This is a genomic window from Chitinivorax tropicus (assembly GCF_014202905.1).
Lineage (GTDB): Bacteria > Pseudomonadota > Gammaproteobacteria > Burkholderiales > SCOH01 > Chitinivorax > Chitinivorax tropicus.
The window spans coordinates 40,778-59,252 of the sequence record NZ_JACHHY010000012.1 but is presented as its reverse complement, the minus strand read 5'-3'; the positions used below and the strand labels follow the sequence as shown (position 1 = coordinate 59,252).

18 protein-coding genes are annotated in these 18,475 nt (G+C 55.2%); 1 reads left to right on the top strand and 17 read right to left on the bottom strand.

Translation table 11 applies throughout. The annotated features are described in order from the left end of the window. Positions 1-45 precede the first annotated feature (45 nt). The 11 genes from HNQ59_RS10600 to HNQ59_RS19835 form a co-directional block, all read right to left on the bottom strand. Complete coding sequence (locus HNQ59_RS10600) at positions 46-1,215, bottom strand: TIGR03088 family PEP-CTERM/XrtA system glycosyltransferase (protein WP_184038849.1); 1,170 nt, start codon at positions 1,213-1,215, stop codon at positions 46-48. Next, positions 1,205-2,737 (bottom strand): exosortase A, encoded by a 1,533-nt coding sequence (gene xrtA / locus HNQ59_RS10595; protein ID WP_184038848.1) that lies wholly within the window; start codon positions 2,735-2,737, stop codon positions 1,205-1,207. Before xrtA ends, HNQ59_RS10600 begins: the two co-directional genes overlap by 11 nt. Beyond that, positions 2,734-3,990: a TIGR03087 family PEP-CTERM/XrtA system glycosyltransferase gene (locus HNQ59_RS10590; RefSeq protein ID WP_184038846.1), complete on the bottom strand. Its 1,257-nt coding sequence runs from the start codon at positions 3,988-3,990 to the stop codon at positions 2,734-2,736. Before HNQ59_RS10590 ends, xrtA begins: the two co-directional genes overlap by 4 nt. Before the next feature lie 7 nt (positions 3,991-3,997). Next, positions 3,998-5,059 carry a FemAB family XrtA/PEP-CTERM system-associated protein gene (locus HNQ59_RS10585; RefSeq protein WP_184038844.1) on the bottom strand — a complete coding sequence of 354 codons (1,062 nt, stop codon included), beginning with the start codon at positions 5,057-5,059 and terminating at the stop codon, positions 3,998-4,000. Then, entirely contained in the window at positions 5,052-5,879 is an 828-nt protein-coding gene (locus tag HNQ59_RS10580; RefSeq protein WP_246490955.1) for an XrtA system polysaccharide deacetylase, read from the bottom strand. Before HNQ59_RS10580 ends, HNQ59_RS10585 begins: the two co-directional genes overlap by 8 nt. Positions 5,880-5,908: 29 nt before the next feature. Further along, positions 5,909-6,913: an XrtA/PEP-CTERM system-associated ATPase gene (locus HNQ59_RS10575; protein ID WP_184038840.1), complete on the bottom strand. Its 1,005-nt coding sequence runs from the start codon at positions 6,911-6,913 to the stop codon at positions 5,909-5,911. 15 nt (positions 6,914-6,928) lie between these two features. Continuing rightward, entirely contained in the window at positions 6,929-8,407 is a 1,479-nt protein-coding gene (locus HNQ59_RS10570) for a TIGR03016 family PEP-CTERM system-associated outer membrane protein (RefSeq protein WP_184038837.1), read from the bottom strand. Positions 8,408-8,464: 57 nt separating this feature from the next. Beyond that, entirely contained in the window at positions 8,465-9,451 is a 987-nt protein-coding gene (locus tag HNQ59_RS10565) for an XrtA-associated tyrosine autokinase (RefSeq protein WP_343074243.1), read from the bottom strand. A 34-nt stretch (positions 9,452-9,485) separates the two neighbouring features. Further along, complete coding sequence (locus tag HNQ59_RS10560; RefSeq protein WP_184038835.1) at positions 9,486-11,027, bottom strand: XrtA system polysaccharide chain length determinant; 1,542 nt, start codon at positions 11,025-11,027, stop codon at positions 9,486-9,488. Between the two features lie 80 nt (positions 11,028-11,107). Further along, on the bottom strand, positions 11,108-11,728 hold the full coding sequence (locus HNQ59_RS10555) for an XrtA/PEP-CTERM system exopolysaccharide export protein (protein WP_184038832.1): 621 nt from the start codon (positions 11,726-11,728) through the stop codon (positions 11,108-11,110). A gap of 240 nt (positions 11,729-11,968) precedes the next feature. Beyond that, positions 11,969-12,094 carry a hypothetical protein gene (locus HNQ59_RS19835; protein ID WP_281397209.1) on the bottom strand — a complete coding sequence of 42 codons (126 nt, stop codon included), beginning with the start codon at positions 12,092-12,094 and terminating at the stop codon, positions 11,969-11,971. Here HNQ59_RS19835 and HNQ59_RS10550 point away from each other — a divergent pair. Further along, positions 12,093-12,818, top strand: a complete 726-nt coding sequence (locus tag HNQ59_RS10550; RefSeq protein ID WP_184038830.1) for a carbonic anhydrase — start codon at positions 12,093-12,095, stop codon at positions 12,816-12,818. The genes HNQ59_RS19835 and HNQ59_RS10550 overlap by 2 nt on opposite strands. A gap of 74 nt (positions 12,819-12,892) precedes the next feature. On the opposite strand, the gene lnt is transcribed toward HNQ59_RS10550, so the two are convergent. From lnt to HNQ59_RS10520, 6 genes are all read right to left on the bottom strand, one after another. Next, complete coding sequence (gene lnt / locus HNQ59_RS10545; protein ID WP_184038828.1) at positions 12,893-14,413, bottom strand: apolipoprotein N-acyltransferase; 1,521 nt, start codon at positions 14,411-14,413, stop codon at positions 12,893-12,895. A 7-nt stretch (positions 14,414-14,420) separates the two neighbouring features. After that, entirely contained in the window at positions 14,421-15,245 is an 825-nt protein-coding gene (locus HNQ59_RS10540; protein ID WP_184038827.1) for a CorC family transporter, read from the bottom strand. 5 nt (positions 15,246-15,250) lie between these two features. Further along, the gene (gene ybeY / locus HNQ59_RS10535; protein WP_184038824.1) at positions 15,251-15,718 is read right to left on the bottom strand and encodes an rRNA maturation RNase YbeY; all 468 of its coding nucleotides are present in this window, start codon (positions 15,716-15,718) and stop codon (positions 15,251-15,253) included. Then, positions 15,715-16,089, bottom strand: coding sequence for a DUF5329 family protein (locus HNQ59_RS10530; RefSeq protein ID WP_184038822.1), 375 nt, complete (start codon positions 16,087-16,089; stop codon positions 15,715-15,717). Before HNQ59_RS10530 ends, ybeY begins: the two co-directional genes overlap by 4 nt. Beyond that, on the bottom strand, positions 16,079-17,068 hold the full coding sequence (locus tag HNQ59_RS10525; protein ID WP_184038819.1) for a PhoH family protein: 990 nt from the start codon (positions 17,066-17,068) through the stop codon (positions 16,079-16,081). The genes HNQ59_RS10530 and HNQ59_RS10525 overlap by 11 nt, the downstream gene beginning before the upstream one ends. 166 nt (positions 17,069-17,234) lie before the next feature. Next, entirely contained in the window at positions 17,235-18,455 is a 1,221-nt protein-coding gene (locus HNQ59_RS10520; RefSeq protein ID WP_184038817.1) for a multifunctional CCA addition/repair protein, read from the bottom strand. Positions 18,456-18,475 lie beyond the last annotated feature (20 nt).

The window sequence follows — 18,475 nt, the reverse complement described above, 5'->3', positions numbered from 1 at the left end:
AGAGGCGGGAGAGTGCGCTTGTATCTGCCCTTCCCTGCCTGATTGTTACAACGCGCCTTGTAAGGCACGCCGGTAGATATCCGAATATTTTTCCACCATGCGGGTCAGGCTGAATTCGCGCTCGATACGTAGCCGCCCAGCCAAACCATGAGCCCGACGCAAGGAAGCATCCACCACATAACGGTTGAGTGCCTCAGCCAATGCTGCCGGGTCTGCCTTGGGCACCAGCAGCCCAGTATGACCGTGCTCGATCAATTCCGCATTGCCTCCCACATCGGTCGCCACCACCGGTAAACCACAGGACATGGCTTCGAGAATGGTGTTGGAGATGCCTTCCGCCAATGAGGGCAGGGCAAACACATCAAAGGCACGCATCAGATCAGACACATCGTGCCGTGCGCCGGGCAACCAGGTCAGGTCGGCCACACCTGACCCTTCCAGCTTGCTGAGTACTTTGTCACGTGTACCGCCGTCACCGATGATCGCCAGTCGCACAAAACTCCGGTATTGCGGATTGCTGGCGATCAGACGACCAAACGCATCAGCCAGATTCACTTGATCCTTGACCGGCTGCAACCGCCCTACAGTGCCGATCACCAACAAGTCATCCCGGCCATTGAAAGGTGAGTCGACAACGTCTGCCCTGCCCTCTGGCGATGGGACAAACCGGGTGTCGTCCACCCCATTGTAGATTTGCGACAAAGCATGGGGGGGCACGAAGACCCGGTCAGCCAGATAGCGCTGCAGATCTCTCGACAAGGCAATTTGATGCTGCACAAATGGGCGGAACAAACGCCGCAATCGCTGGTACTTGAGATTGGTGCCATCGATGTCGTCCGCATCCCGCCCGTGCTCGCTATGGATACGGTGCGGTATGCCAGCCAGCACTGCCCAGAACTGTCCTTCCAGCGCGGCCAGATTGCGGGTATGCAGCAGATCCGGCTTCAGCTGCCGAAGCAACCGCCACAACTTCAAGTACGACCCGATTGCCTTGCCAGGCGGCTTGTTCAAAGCATGGATCGGCACGTCTGGGCGTTGAATACGCTTGGCGAAATCGCTGTAGGTCGTCAGGCAGATGATGACATGACGACACACATCTCCTGGCATGTGATTGATCAGATTGACCAATCCATTCTCCAAGCCGCCGAAATCCAGGCTGTAGATCAGGTGTGCAACCAGCGGGGGGGTGGCCGCACCGCCCTGCTTATCTGGCATGTTGCAACCCTTCCTCCAAGGCCGGTAGCATCACCGCCGCGAATTGATCCAATGCCTGACCGTTCTCACCCTCTGCCACGGGCGCATACATCATGACGATGGCGGATTGGGCAGGCGCCCCCAGGAGCCGTGCTTTCGCCTGCAGCAACTTGGCATAGTAGGGATCAGCCGTCCAAATGCCATCGATCCAATATCGCTGCCACAGCCGGAACTGTGTCCCGACACCACGGATATCCGATTGCTTGACTGTGCCCCAGTAACGGCTTTCCACATTCATCTGCCGTAACAGTGTCCACTCTTGATGTTCTTCTTCTCTGAACAGCCCATTGCCAGTGGACACCATCTCTGCCCCACGTAGGGCGCCGGGGTAAAACCCGATGAATACACCGGCCACTTGATGGCCATTGGAAAACTCCTGCTGCAGCTTGAATGGCGCATTGTCATACGCCGGCGACCACTTGAGACGGCGCTCAGCGGATGACCAACCGAGCGGTGCATCCAGCACAACCTGCTGAGGTTTGCCATTGGCGTGCGTTTTCAGGTAATAGGCATAGCCCGGCCAGGGCAGCAGCACACCCACCAGCATGCCAATGCTGATCAACCACGTTGTGACCGGAATGGTGCGGTAGAACGGTACGACTCCGTCACCTGCAGTCTCCTCACCGTCTTCGCGCCAATAGGCCCCCACCCAGAACAAGGCCAGCATGATGATGCCGAAGAACAGCCAGCCATAGATCAGATGATCCACACCCACGGCGTACTTCATATTGCTCATGTGGCCGATCATCACAATCAAATACGCTCGCAATCCATTGGCCAGTATCGGCACCAGAATGGAGGCAAGTGTGAAGACCACACGGCGGGAAGCCCGACGATAGGTCAGATATGCATACAGGGTGCCCAGTGTGAACGAGGCGATCAGGTAACGTAACCCACTGCACGCTTCTACGACTGACCACTGGCCGGAGGGAATGGTGAAGAACAGCCCCTCCCGGTAAACCGGGATACCGGTCATGCGCAACATGCCAACCGTGAAATCAGCGGTGAAATTCATCATCCATGGCAGCAGCACCTCACCAAATGGCACCGCCAGAATCAGGTAGGTCAACGGAAAACACAGTGCCCAAGTGACTTCCCAGCCCAGTATCGCCCATACCAGCAATGGCAGCATGAGCACAAAGGCGTATTGTTGCACCACCATGGCCCCAGCCACATTGCCTACCAACCACACCGCACCCAACAGCACCAGCCCGACCAATGGCAGCATGGCAGGGCCGGGTGATAGAGTTGCCACATGGCGTCGGCGTTGCCAGACCAGCCACAGACTGATTGGCGCAATCAGAAAGCCGTGCGCATAGGTATCCGACCGATACCAGATATCGACCATGCCCAGCCAAGTGTCGGCGTAGACAATGAGCAGCAAGGTCAGCGCAACCAAAAACAGACCCAGCGGCTTGCGCCAAGCATTGGCTGCCCGGTCACCCCCCGTTGAAATATTGCCAGCAGGCGATTCCAGTCTCACCCACCCCTCCCGGAATGTGACATCGCCGGAATCACGGCATTTGGCAACACACTGGTTCCCGGCGAGCGATCCAACAATTCAGCAAAATGGGCCAGATTGGTAAACCAATCATAATGGCGCTCCACACACTGCCGGGCAGCCTGAGGAACCGTTGCAAATTCGCCCGCCAATGCCCGCTCGATCAAGTGTTGGTAGTCCGGCGCCTGGTCAGCCACCAGCAAATCCTCGCCTCGGGTGGCCTCGATGCCTTCTGCTGCTTGCGGCGATGCGATGACCAATTTGGCCATCGCCATTGCTTCCAGCACCTTGTTCTGCACACCACGAGCAATGCGCAATGGCGCCACGGCCAGCCGGGCGTGGGCGATATAGGGACGGATATCGGGCACACTGCCGGTCACCTTGATACCAACCTGCTGCGCGAGCGCCAGCACCGCTTCCGTAGGCCGCGCACCGACAATATAGAAAACCAACGCCGGGATTCGCTGCCTCAATCCGGGCAGGATCTCACTGGCGAACCACTGCACAGCATCGATATTGGGCCAGTAATCCATCGCACCGGTGAACACCAGGGGGATTTCATCTGCGCCATATGGATTGTCATAGGCCCGGTCGCCGTTGAAATACTCCGCATCGACACCATTGTTGACATAACCCACTTTGGCTTTGCATGCCGGGGCCATGTCACGGAAATGCTGGGCCTCGATGGATGAGACAAAAACCGTGCCGTCAAATTGCTGGGTCACCTGCTGCTCAAAGGTGAACAGCCTATCCGCTTCCCGGCGGTAGACCCACGACAATGGCCATTGTTTGGATTGCGCATATTGCCGCCATTTATCCGAATCGATATCCACAAAATCTGCAATCCGGGTCAGGTGAGTATGCTTGGCCACATATTGCGCCATCGGTGACGAGAACACCAAGACACGCTGAATCGGGTGGCGACGCAATACCCGATCAACCCACTGCTGCATGTGATTGTGACGATAGAAGGGCAAGGTCAGCGCTTCACCACTCAATAGCCCGGTAGCGCTCTTCAATGTGGCCCGACGACGGGATAAGGGCTCCAGATGCACCTCACCACAAAATTGCTTCAGGTCATCCACATAGCGCCAGTCTTCCGGGTCATCCACAAATGCACCGAGGTGCACACGATAGCGTTGGGCCAGAAAACGCAGCATGTTGAAGGAACGAACCTTATCCCCCTTGTTGGGCGGATAGGGAATGCGATGGACGAGATACAACAGATCTTGCATGGAAATATCAGCCGAGATTCTTGACGATATGCGGGCCGATCATATTGGCCAGCTGAATGGGCATGCGCTGCCATGCCTTGATGAACATCTGATACTTGGGATTGAGCGGGTTATGGTCGGGCACAGCCGTCGCCTTGATCAAGCGATACTCGTATTGCAGTGGCGTGGCCTCAAAACCCCAATTCTTCTTGAAATCAAAAGCACCAGTACCCAGCTTGGAGCGCCCGAAATCGAACACCTTGAGACCCCGCTCGCATGCCCTGCGCAGTAAATCCCAGTACATGAAGTCGTTGCCAGCCACATCACGCGCCACATCCATGCCGCCACCATAGTACGGCAGCACCTGATCACGGAAATAGAAACTAAGTACGCTGGCAACCAGCGTTTCGCCTTGCATGATGGTCAGCACTTCGCAGTCTTTACCGAACACCTCTTGCAACAACTTGAAGTAACGCTTGGAAAAGACTGGCGTGCCCAAACGATGTACGCTGGTGGAATAAGCGGTGAAGAAACGCTCGACATCGTCGTCCAGATGCCCCTGCAGCTCAAACTTGATGCCTTTTCGCACCATGGCACGCTGCTTTCTGGGAATGGCCAACATATTGGCCTCCACATCCGGGTCGATATCACGCCGAAAGGTCACATACAGCTCTTTGTGCGCCCAGTCTGGATGCGTGGAGATTTCACAGCGGTACTCCAGATGATCGACTGATTTGGCTTCCGCCAGCTTGATAGCCGCCTCATCCAGCTTGGCCCGCGCTTCATCTGTTATTGCCGCCACCCCACCATAGACACAGAAAGGCAGGCTGACCAACGCGTTGCCGAACATCAGGCTCTTCACATTGCATAGCGGTAAAATGCCTTCGATCTGGCCCGCTCTTTCCGCCATCAGAAAAGTGCAACGGTGCCCAAACGCCTGCTCAATCACCTGCTGCCAACCCGCTTTGTGGAAGAACGTGGCATCGGGGCAGTGCTCAACGAATTGATCCCAGCGCACCCGGTCGGCAGCTGCCATTTCCCGGACAGTCAAAGGCTCGGTCATCGCATTGGTGCGCACCATGTCATTCATGTGCGCCCTCCAGAAAAATGTGATCCATACGTCCCCATTGAAAATCAGCCAACAATCGGGAGAGTCGCGCCTCTGTACGTGACAGATTCAGGTAATGCCGAACCCGTGTCTTCAAACTGATACCCTGCTGTCGTGGCTGTCCAGGGTCTACCTCCCAAGGATGCAGGTAGAAAATGGCTGGCTTGGCATCCACCTGGTTCACTCTTTTGATCAATGCCCGGGACAGATGATAAGGAAACAGACGGAAGAACCCGCCACCTGAGGCAGGTACGTTACGATTGAACATGCGCACCGTAGTGGGAGGGACTTCCAATAAACCCTGCCCGGCAGCCGGACGATACGCGAACCTGGGCGCATCGGGCATGCCGTAATGATCACGCGCTACCGGGTAGATGCTGGAGCTGTATTCGTAACCCGCCTGCTTCAAGGTATCAAGTGCCCACAGATTGGCCGCGCCAATCGAAAAACTGGGCGCACGGTATCCCTTCACAGCCACACCACCCAGATCTTCGAGCAGTTTCTTGGCACGGACGACATCCTCTGAAAACTCTGTCGGCGATTGGTCGGATGCCCGCAAATGACCATAGCCATGGCTGGCCAGCTCATGCCCCTCAGCCACGATACGCCTGACCAGTTGCGGATAGCGCTCTGCGATCCAGCCCAGGGTAAAAAAGGTGGCCTGGGTGCGATGTTGATTGAGCAATGAGAGGATGACATCCATATTGCGCTCGACACGGCAGGGGAGCGATTCCCAGCTGCCACGGGCGATATGGTGCTCAAACGCCGAGACTTGGAAATAGTCCTCGACATCGATCGTCATCGCATTCCGAATTCCTGCCATCATTCGACTCAATGCTTCTCTTCCATGATCCGTCTGACTGAAGCGAGATCCAGAATCTGCCGGGACAATTTCAATACATTGCTCACGGAGTCTTCGATCTTGTTCAGGCGTTCCTCGAACAACTCGATCGCAAGCTGGGTATTCGCCGCCACCCGTGTAGGGCCGCCCACAGGTTTGATGGCCTCTTCTGGATCGACAAAGGCCATTTCCTGACGCATGTCATCTATCACCAATTCAACCTGTGTACCCGTAATTTGTTGCAATTCGTCGAGGAAGCCCATCAGCAGCAGCCGGTCACACAAGGTATTGATCATGCGTGGAATACCTCGACTGAACTGATAGATGGCACGATGGGCATCATCGGTGAACAGCACACCACGTTGCCAGCCCGCAGTTTGAAGGCGGTATTCAATATAGGCTCGGGTTTCCGCCTCATCCATCGCCCCAAGGTGATACGACGCGATCACACGTTGACGAAGCTGTAACAGGTCTTCGCCCCGCAAAGTATCCCGAAACTCAGGCTGGCCCAGCAGAAAGCTTTGCAGCAGCGGCTTTTCACCCACCTGGAAATTGGACAGCATCCGCAGTTCCTCGACCGCCTTGGCCGCCAGGTTCTGCGCCTCATCCACAACCAACAGCACGCGCTGTTGCTTGCTCGCGCACTCCCGCAGGAAATCTTCGATTCTGCGTAACACAGCCACCTTGTTACCCTCGATGCCGGGCAATCCGAATGCCGCAGCAACCATGCGCAAGATGTCATCCGAATCAAGCTGTGTGCTGACCAGATGCGCGGCGACGATCTTGTCAGCAGGCAGCTTGCGGAGCATATGCCGCACCAGCGTGGTTTTGCCCGCGCCGATCTCGCCGGTCACGATGATGAACCCTTCTCCCTGATGCAGGCCATATTCCAAGTAAGACATGGCGCGCTTGTGGCCTTTGCTGCCAAAGAAGAATGAAGGATCTGGGCTCAGTTGGAATGGCTTGGCCTGTAGGCCGTAATAAGCTTCATACATAAACTATTCAACCAATCAGAAGAGTGCCGTAACCGTCAGCAACCCGGCGTTTTCGGTGTAATCGCGGACATCATCATTCGCATCACGATAGGTACGGCGTAATTCCGCCGAGCCGATCAGATCACGCGAAAATTGGTAATTCAATCCGCTACGGTAAGTGGTGGTTCGATCATCAAGACCGTTATCGATGAATTGGTTTCTGGACCAAGTTGTGCCAAGGCTCAGTGTCGTACGCTTTCCAAGCGGCAGCCCCCATGTCAGGCTGGCTGACTGGGTTTTACGGTGTTCGCCGACATCCTGGGTACCTTCACCCGGCAGGCTCACCTTGCCCGCATCCGAGTCTCGCCACTGGTAGTTCAATATCAGGTCCGAACGGGAGATACGGATACCCAAGTTGGCATTGAAGTTTCGATCCAGAAAGCGGCGATTGGTCGAGAACGGGATCTCGACCTCCAATCGGTCCCCGATGCCGTTCTGGCGCATGAACGCATCGACACGCGCAGCGCGCTCGGTATCATTTGGAAAGCGACTTTTGAACTGATTGTCCAGAAATGCCCGCGTATTGATCGCTTGCGGAATCAAGAAGTCCTGATTCGTTGTCGTCAGATCTTTGACATAGGAAAGACGCCAAGTTGTCGCCCGTGTCCGATGATTGAACGAAATGGCGCTGGTACTGCCAAAAAAGCGACGACCAAAATTGGCATCCAGACTGGTGCGCACAGTCGGCAACCAGATCGCTCCGACATTCCAATATTTGTTGGAAGATTGCGAGCGCGCCAGATCATCTTTCTGTTTCTCGTAACCCCACGTTGCGTAAGGCTGGAACATGGAGCTCATGGTCAGCGTCGTACGCACCGAGCCGCGCTGTTCATGGATATCTGCGCGGCTGGTGTAGTCAAAACGATTGTCCTGCAGGTTCATCAGCCAGTTGACGTTGTTGAAACCCAATGCCGAAGCCAATGACAGATCAGCACGGGTTCCATCGCCATCCATGGCACGTGCGCCACTTTGCGTGCCAGACCGGACACCACTACGGATGACGCTGCCATTCATAGTGAAATCACGACCGAACCGCTGGCGGATGGTTGGGCCTAACGACCAGGAACGGACATCTTCCTTATTGGTATTGGTCAACCCGATCGCGCTGGTCGAATCACGAGCGGCCTGGCTGATACTGGCGCTGCCGATCAAGGTTAACCAATTGTCGATCAATTCCAACGAAGCATTGCTGGACAATTGATGATTGCCGGATTTCCCCTGACGCTCATTCTGATGGTGCTCATAGGAATAGGCATAGGAGGTGTTGAGCTTTAACCGGGCGCCATTGGCAACCGCGGAAAAACCAGGCGCCACGCGGGTAAACCAGTCGGTTTTACGCACGCCCTGGCTACCGGCCAGATCCACGTTGTCGGAGTACCCCAATGAAGCCGGCAGCCGAAGGGTAAGATCCCAGTCAGCAGCCCGCGCCACCGCTGGAAACAAATTCGCAATCATCAAAGGAAGGAGACACGGCAGCCATCGACCTGGATTGACGCTCATTCGCTCCTCGCCTCACGCCTTGGAATCGCGACCATAACCATAGCCGTAACCATAGCCATAACCGTAGCCATCCAGTGCTGTCATGGCACCCTTGTTCATCAGCAGATTGACGATATCGCAGCCTTCCAGATGGCGTAACGCTTCCTTGACGGCATCTTGGCTGGTCTTGCCGGCCTCCACCACCATCACGATCTGCCCCATATGGGAAGCCAGTTCACGTGACTCTGTCGTCACCAGCAGTGGCGGTGAATCAAAGATGATGATCCGATCAGGGTAGCGACGGGCCATCTCGTCCAACAGGTTACGCATGGCGGCGCTGGCCAGCAATTCTGTTGCATGTTTGTGCCCACGGCCTGCGGGCAGGATCGATAACTTCTCGATGTTCGTCCGCAACAGGACATCGGACATCGGCAATCTTGGGTCCAACAAGAGATCCATCAAACCGCGATCAGCACGTAGATTCAGGTAATTCAGGATGGAGGGGCGGGCGACGTCCGCATCGACCAGCATTACCCTGCGGTCACGCTCCATGGCGATACTGAGCGCCAGATTCATGGAGCAGAAACTTTTACCCTCCCCTGGTAGCGAGCTGGTAACCATGATCAGATTGCGATGACGATCCGAACTATCGGCTTCAATCGCATTGGTGATCAATGGCCGCTTGATCAGACGGAACTCCTCGGCCAGCTGATTCTTGTCATCATCGGGCGTGATCATGCCCTTCGACTTCAAATACGCCAGATCGAGATCAACAGTCTTGGAAACGATCCGCTCCTGCATCAGCTCTGCAGTCACTGCCATAGGTCTGGCCAGATGCACGGTTGGCTCTACATGAGCGGTGTGATCATGCTCAACCGCACGCTCGATCAGCTGCGGCTCGTGATGAGGCGCTGACGGAGCAGGCGCCTCAAGCGGCTTTTCAACCGGATCGGGTTGCAGGCCCGTTGTCAGCGGCTGATTCTGCTCGAAACGGGCGGCTGCTTTTTCAATTAAGTTCACGATACTTCTCCTGATGTCGGTCGTAGCGGATGGATCACATCAGCATGCTACGTGGCACGAAGTGCTGAAAGGCCATCACAAGCCCGAACATCACCAATAAACCTGCATAACTCGAAGCGTAGATCCAGGCACCTTGCCGTGACTTACGTCGCTGCTCTGGTGTCCAGATCATCGAAATACTGCCCAGAATCGGCAATCCGGTAACATCACGAAGCTCGCGTCGGCTATTGAATGTTGGCCGCAACTGGCTCAACAACAGCGCAACAGCCAAACCACCTGCCACCGCCACGCCCAGCACCGCGATCATCAACAAGGGCCGGTTGGGTGCTGATGGTTGGGACGGCAGACGGGGCGGGTCGATCACCCGGAAATCCACGACATTGGCACTGGCATCCATTTCACCAGAGAGGTGTGCAGACTCACGGCGGGCCAGCAGATTTTCATAATTCTGCTTATTCACCTGATAGTCACGATTCAATTGGGTGAAGTCAGCCTCGACTTGGGGGATGGCATTTGCCGCCGCTCTGAATTGATTGAAGCGGTTCGTATACTCCCCCACTCGCGCCGTCAGCGCAGCCACTCTGGCTTCGGCATCGACCAGTGCCATCTTCAGCTGCTGCATACCCGGGTTTTGATTGCTGTAGGTGGCAGGTTTATGTGTTTTGGCTTCCTGCTTACGTTGATCTTCCAACTGATCAATGATGCGCTTTGCCGCGATGATATCCGGATGTTGCTCCGTGTAATTGAGGCGGAGGCTGTCCAGGTTTTTCTTAAGAGCTTGAATACGGGCATCCAACTCCGGATTGATGCCAGCAGCATCATCGCCCTGCTGGGGGATGACCACCAACTCATCGCCAGCCAGCTGGCTCTTGATCGCATCCCGGGAACGCTGTGCTTCCGCCAATTCCAACTTGGCTTGGTTCAGCGCCCCACCTACCGCTGTCAATTGGCTGTAGTAGTCTTTGCCATCTTCTGGCATCTGGCCAATGTGCTGGCGTTTGAATTCCTTCAGGGCATTTTCAGCCTGAACGAGCTTCAGCTCGTAAGCCTTGATCTGTTCATCCAAAAAGCGGCGCGCGGTGTCAGCGTCCTTACGTTTGTCACCCAGGCTACCCTCGACAAAGATCGTCATCAGCGCCTGCACCACATTCCGGGCTGTTTCCGGCCTGGTGTCCTCATAGCCGATTTCAAACAGGTTGTCCCGGCCAGTGGATTTGATGGAAATACGTTTGGTCAGCCGATCAATCAATGATTCTTTTTCCTCGGCTGTCTTGATCTTCAAATCGAGATCCGCCATCCGAATGACCTTCTCGATATTAGGGCGGCTGATCAAGGTCTTGCTCATGATCGAAATCTGCTGATCCACATTCGGTTGCACCGCGATGCCGTTCATGAGCGGCTTCAGCATGCTCTGCGTGTCAACATATACCCTGGCAGATGACTCGAAACGATCCGGCATGGTGTAGACAAATATCCAACCACCCAACGCCAGCACCCATGACGACGCTAAGGCGTACCAGCGGAAATTCCAAGCCGCGCGAAGCAAGGAGGCCAATTGCGCCAATAGCTCGCTCATAAACCACTCCTATACAGCCTGATAACAGCTGCAGAAACAAAATACGAACACATATGAACCACGCTGGATATCACCAGGGCTCAGAACCAGCTTTCTGGAATGATGAGGATATCACCTGGCCGCATATCAACATTGGCCTTGATATCACCAGCCTTGATCAAGTCATCGACTCGAACACTGAACTCCTGCTTGCCACCATGTACACGCACGATGCTGGCACGATTGCCAGCAGCAAAATCGGTTGTCCCGCCGACTGCAATCATCACGTCAAGCAAGGACATGTTTTCGCGATATGGCAGAGTCTGCGGACGTGCAGCCTGACCAACCACCCGGATCTGTTGCGAGAATGGCCCCACAAAACCAGTCACCATCACGGTGACAATGGGCTCCTGAATATACTTTGCCAAGCGCTTTTCGATTTCTCGCGCCAGTTGGCTAGGGGTCTTGCTGGTGGCCACGACGTCCTCCACCAATGGCGTGGTGATCTTGCCATCTGGGCGGACGGGCACTGAAGTGGAGACTTCCGGATTACGCCAGACCATGATGTTGAGCATGTCGCCAGGGCCGATCAGATACTCAACTTTTGGAGGTGCTTCGTCTGTGTTTCCAGGTGGCGGCAGCTTGCTGGCACAACCGGCCATCAAAGCCAGGGCGGACAATAATGTGATTGCCTTGGCGAACAGTGTCGCTGCGTGTTTCATGTTACGGTCTCCAAAGTCGAAAACTGTCCTACTTCTGGCAGGCACTGAACATCAAGTCTAAACAAGCCTTCCAGATTAACCCGCGAAGCTTAACATAAGATTATTGCAACCTCACCAACGAATATTATATTAGCATAATCTGAAACTCCGAATATCCTTGTAATGCTTGCCCATCAAGCCTTTTCAACCCCAAATCACGCTATTGAACAGGTAAAATGACAGGCCGTCAAATATACGAAATTAGTTATCAAATTCACCATCAATCCATTTCTTTGATATACCTGTATCATAGCCATAGTCACCTTTATACGCAGCAAATCCAACAAACCCGTTTCCTCTACTTGCCCAGTTGTCGAGGTACATCATGACCAGCCCCTTTCATCTGACGATTCTGAGTATCGGTTTTGCCATGGCAGCGCCTGCTTCTGCCAATGCATCGGGTCCGCATGGCTCGTCAGGCAATGAGTTACAACAGGTTCAGGGCATCGTTTCCACATTGATCAGGGACAATCAGACTTTCATGCGGGGCAAGGATAAAGCCTATTTCCAGCAGTTTTCTGAAAAACAGACTCCACGGGCTACGGTGGTGACTTGTTCTGATTCCAGAGTGCATACCCCTGCCATGGACAAAACCCCTGACAATGATCTGTTCATGGTCAGAAACATCGGTAATCAACTGTCCACAGCAGAAGGTTCGGTGGAGTACGGGGTACGGCATCTGAATACGCCGCTATTGATTTTCATCGGCCATGCCGTATGCGGTGCGGTCAAAGCGGCCAGCGGGGATTACACATCGTTGGAAGAGCCGATAAAGAAGGAGCTGGCAACCATCCAGATCCCCAAGGGAATTGATGTGACCGATGGTGTTTTATTGAATATAAACAATCAGGTCGATCATGCAATGAATAAATTCAAGGATATGACCAGCGCCAATAAACTGGCTGTCATCGGTGCCTTCTATGATTTCCGCAACGACCTGGGGTTTGGGTTTGGCAAGTTGGTGATCACCAATATCAATGGTGAGACAGATCCAGCCAAAATCAAGGCTGCGGTTGCTGGGGGGCACCTGATCGGTGCGCCTGTGCACTGACTTGCAGGGTGAGAAGAGGCTGGCACGGCCTCTTCACGGTTCCGCTGATTGGCTCGCCAGCAGGAAATAGGAAATCAGTGCCTTCGGGTGCTCACCAAACGATAACCTACTGCTGCAATGATACCGCCCAACATCAATAAAATGGCAGGCACATTACCGTAAACTGTGAATGGCGTGTTCCCTGTCATCCCTTGCACCCATCCCGTCAGCGTCGTCTGAACAAACCAAGGGGCTTGATGATTGTCTGCAACCAATCCTTTGTGGTCGATGATGGCGGTGATGCCAGTATTGGTCACCCGCAGCAGGGCTCTGCCCGTCTCCATCGACCGCATCTGTGAGATCTGCAGGTGCTGCATGGCGGCGAAAGAACGTCCCCACCACGCATCATTGGTCACATTCAGCAGCAGAGTGGATTCAGGCACCTGTCTGATGATTTCCTCCCCGAACAAATCTTCGTAGCAGATATTGACTGCGACCTTCTGCCCCGCCACCGACATGGGTTTCTGATGGGTATCCCCCCGCCCGAAGTCAGATAGCGGCATGTTCAACCACCGGTAGAAAACACCAAAGATCGGCTTCAACGGAATGTACTCACCAAATGGTGCCAGATGTGACTTCCGGTAACGTTGTGTTGGGCTGCTGCCCAGGCTGATCACCGAGTTATAGTATTGCTGGGTCTTCTCATCATACTCAGGCACCCCCACCACGACATCACCACCCAGTGAGCGTGCGTGCAAGGTGTAATTGAGCAGATAGTCCTTGGGGATCTGGTGCAGGAAGATCGGCAAGGCGGTTTCCGGCATCACGATCAGCTTGGCATTGGAAGCCAGCATGCGGTCACGATAGAGTATGAAGGTACCGACCAGCTCGGATTCCAGAAACTTACGGTCCTGCTCGATATTGCCCTGAATCAGAGCCACCTTGGTTGGCTCACCGAGCGGCTGTGTCCATTCGATGTGATTCAGTGCTGCCCCCACTCCCCACACCGTGACGACCAGCACTGCCAATATAGCTCGACGCTGGACACCGGCACGCTTGGCCAGCATGGACGACAAGGCAAAGCCCGTCAAAATCACCAGCAATGCGATGCCATACACCCCCAGCAAAGGCGCATAGCCCCCCAACGGACTGTAGGGCGCTTGGGAATAGCCTGGGTTGAACCATGGGAAGCCCGTGAACAGCCATCCTCTTACCCACTCCATGGCAGCCAAGCCGATCGCCATCAGCCAATACCGTGCATGCGGGGATTGACCACCCAGACGCCAACCCGCCCAACAGGCGAAAGCCGGGTACAGCGCCAGGAAAGCACAGAACCCAAGAGTGGCCAGCCCTGCCATCCAGAACGGCATGCCGCCATACACGTGGAGACTGACAAACACCCAGCTGACCCCACCCAGGAAGTAGCCCAGCCCAAAGCAATAACCGGTTGCCAATGCCCGCTTCGCGTCTGGCGCGGCAGCCAACATGGCAGCCAATACCAGGTAACTGATGACGGGTAGGGGGAATAGATAAAACGGTGCGAAGCCGAATACACACACCAGCCCTGCGGCCCCGGCCATGGCGAGCCGCAGTTTGGAAGGAAGTTGTCTTGGCATAGAAAAATCAGGTTTCGCTTGCGCGGTTGACCAATAAGCTGTGAACCCGCCTGCTATCGGCGCGTAGAACCTCAAAGCGGAAGCCACCGAATTCGATGGTTTCACCCCGCTTGGGCAAGTGACCAAATTGTTTGACGACCATCCCGCCGATGGTGTCGCAATCATCATCGTCAAGCCGCGCCTTGATCACATCATTGAAATCTTCGAGCAAGGTCGTAGCTTTGACACGGAAGCTGCCATCGCGATCTTGCATGATGTTGTCGTCAGGCTCATCGTAGTCGTATTCGTCTTCGATATCACCGACGATCTGCTCCATCACGTCTTCAATCGTGACCAAGCCCGACACCCCACCATATTCATCCACCACAATCGCGATGTGATTACGGCTGGTACGGAAATCGCGCAGCAGGACATTCAGTCGTTTCGATTCAGGAATGAAGATCGCTTGGCGCAACTCGTCGCGCACATTGAAGTCCCCCCCGGCGTAGTACCGCAACAGGTCTTTCGCCAGCAGGATACCGATGACGTTATCTTTGTCCTTGTCGATGACTGGGAAGCGGGAATGCGCCGTTTCGATGACAAAAGGAATGAATTTTTCGGGCGGGTCGCTGATGTCAATCACATCCATCTGACTACGCGGAATCATGATATCCCGTACTTGGATATCTGAAACCTGCAGGACACCTTCGATCATCGACAATGCATCGGCATCCATCAGGTCGCGTTCAAATGCGCCGTGCAACAGATCCAGTAATTGCTCGCGGTCTTCCGGCTCTCGCGATAGAAGCGAGGTGAGCCGTTCAAGCCATCTCGGTTTCGAGGGCTCGTCCATTTAACTTATTGATCCTTTTTGATTTGATAAGGGTTATCGTAACCCAGTTTAGTGACAATCCGTGTTTCCAATGCTTCCATCTCTTCTGCTTCTGCATCGGTTTCATGGTCGTAGCCCTGCATGTGCAAGATGCCATGCACCACCAAGTGCGCGTAATGCGCCTCTAGGGTCTTGCCCTGCTCTTGTGCTTCGCGCCGGACAACCGGGTCGCACAACACAATATCGCCCATCAACGGTAGGTCCACACCTTCTGGCATGTCATCGAACACGAAGGTCAACACATTAGTCGCATAGTCTTTATCACGGTATTCACGATTAAGACTCTGCCCCTCCTCGGCATCCACGACCCGCAAGGTCACTTCGGCATCGCCTTGTAAAGCAGCCTTGACCCAGCGCCGGAACTGGTGGCGATTGGGCAGATCCGCGAGCTTCAGCGCATACTGCACTGACAGACTCAACTGAGGTGTGGTCATTCTGCGGCACTCCTGTGGCGCATCCATTTCAGCTCGGCTCTCAACCACCGCGCAGACTGCATCTCGGGTAGGCCGACGCACCGCAGTAAATACGGCCTGCCGGTCAAGTTGCTTTTGCTGGCCAGCTGATCGATGAAATCCTCTGTTGTCCGTAGCCTATGGCCCGCCTTTTCCAACTTGAGACGCAGGTGTGCAACCGCTTCCTTGGCAGTATGCGCATCGCCATTGTGGACAAATGTGCAACCCGATTGGCCCATCCGCTTCAGCAAGTCCTCCACTTCGTGCGCACTGTCGGGATCCAGTGCAGCCTGGGCTGATCCGATCAGCCCGGCGGCGGCCAGGGCCACCCACATGATTGGTTTATTCATCATGTGCCGTGTCCGTTTTACTGAGTGCCGTCAGGGTCTTGGTATGTTTATCGTATGCATCGATGATCTTCTGCACCAGAGGATGACGGACAACATCATCGGAACGGAAGAACTGGAAAGCAATCCCTCGGACATCTGCAAGCACTTTTTGTGCCTCGACCAAGCCGGATTTCTGATTCCTGGCCAAGTCGATCTGTGTGACATCGCCTGTGATCACGGCCTTGGTGCCAAAGCCGATACGGGTCAGAAACATTTTCATCTGCTCGGGCGTGGTGTTCTGCGCCTCGTCCAGAATGATAAAGCTGTGGTTGAGCGTCCGGCCACGCATATAGGCCAATGGCGCTATCTCGATGGTCGTTTTTTCAAACAGCCGGGTGACTTTGTCAAAACCCATCAAATCATACAACGCGTCATAGAGTGGCCTGAGGTAAGGGTCCACTTTCTGGGCCAGATCACCGGGCAGAAAGCCCAGCTTTTCACCCGCCTCGACGGCAGGGCGCACCAACACGATACGCTTGACCAGATCGCGCTCCAGCGCATCCACTGCCGATGCTACCGCCAGATAGGTCTTGCCCGTGCCTGCTGGGCCGATGCCAAAGGTAATGTCATGCGACTGGATCTGACGCAGATACTCGATCTGCCGTGGTGTGCGACCGCGTAAGTCGGGGCGGCGTGTCATCAGCACCGGTACGCCTTCGTCCATTGGGCCGGGCGACACATCGCTGGCGTGCTCAACCAGGCCCAGTTGAATATCTTCAATGTCTAGGTGGCGTTCGGCCTTGTCATAGAATTTACGCAGCAACGAAGCGGCATGCTCAGCCTGTTGTTTGTTGCCATTGACACGGAACTGCTCACCACGACGGGCAATGCTGACATTCAGCGCAGTTTCGATCTGTTTGAGGTTTTCGTCGAGCGCACCGCACAGGTTGGACAAGCGGGCGTTATCGATGGGCGTAAATGCCACGTCGAGAAAGGTATTCATTCGAAGGGAGGTGAGTGACCGCGTGACGATGGAAATAGACGCATTTTACGCGCTTTTCTGGCGCGGGGTAAACGCGGTATAGGCAAATCAACTGTTTGCAGTGGCCCTGGCAAGCTGTTTACCCACCTTATCCAGAGCCATCAGCGACTGCTCGCGGCCTGGCAGCTCAGTCCTGCGGCTCATTCAAAGCGCGGCGGATGGCCTCCACTCGGGCTTGTGCAACCCGGGTGGGAATGGTGGCCTTATCTTCACAGGATTGTGCGATATGGCCCGCATCCACGGCGGCGGCGGCTTCAAGCGCCAGTGTCAGTCTGGCCTGTTGTGGATAAGGGCTGTCTTCAAATCCCAGGCGCCCTCTGGCATCCGCCACGCACGCCTGCAACAGGTCGTGAAAGCGGGTTGGTTTGCGGAATGCGTCACAGGCTTGCAACAGCTTCAGAATGGTGCCTGCCCGCAACACTTGCGCCCGATGCACATTACCATGGTGGGCAGCCACCAGCCGGGCCAGATCGCGGCAATCGTTGGGCACACGCAATCTCGCACACACGGCCTCCACCAGCGCGGCACCTCTTGCTTCGTGATCGTGGTGGCTCGGCCACAAAGCCGGGTCAGTCGTGCCCTTGCCCAAATCATGCATCAGCGCAGCAAAACGCACCGAGAGCGGCATGCCAGCCGAAGCAGCGTAGTCCACCACACGCATCACATGGTCGCCGGTGTCGATTTCGGGGTGGTGAACAGCAGGCTGGGGCACACCAAACAGGCGATCCAGCGCTGGCAAAATCCGCGTCAGCGCACCGCAGGTGCGCAAGGTCAGGAACATCCGCGACGGCGTGGCCTCCATCAAGCCTTTGGCCAACTCCTGCCAGACTCGCTCGGGCACCAGGGCATCCACCTCACCCTGTTCAACCATCTGGCGCATCAGTTGCATCGTCTCCTCTGCCACCATAAAGCCGAAACGGGCTGCAAATCGCGCCAAGCGCAGAATGCGGACAGGGTCTTCGATGAATGCCGGTGATACATGCCGCAATACCCCAGCCTTGAGGTCATCCATGCCATGGAAGGGGTCGATCAATTGCCCCTGGTCATCCATGGCAATCGCGTTGATGGTCAGGTCCCGCCTGGCCAGGTCTTGCTCCAACGTGACATCGGGCGCTGCGTGAAATGCAAAGCCAGTATAGCCAGGCGCAGTTTTACGTTCCGTACGGGCAAGTGCATATTCTTCGTGGGTGTCAGGGTGCAGAAAGACCGGGAAATCCTTCCCCACCGGCTTGAAACCCTGCGCCAACAATTGCCCAGGTGCGGCCCCCACAACCACATAGTCCCGGTCCTTCACGGGCAGGCCCAATAGTTGATCTCGAACCGCCCCACCAACGATATAAATCTGCATTGCTCTGGACATCCAACTCA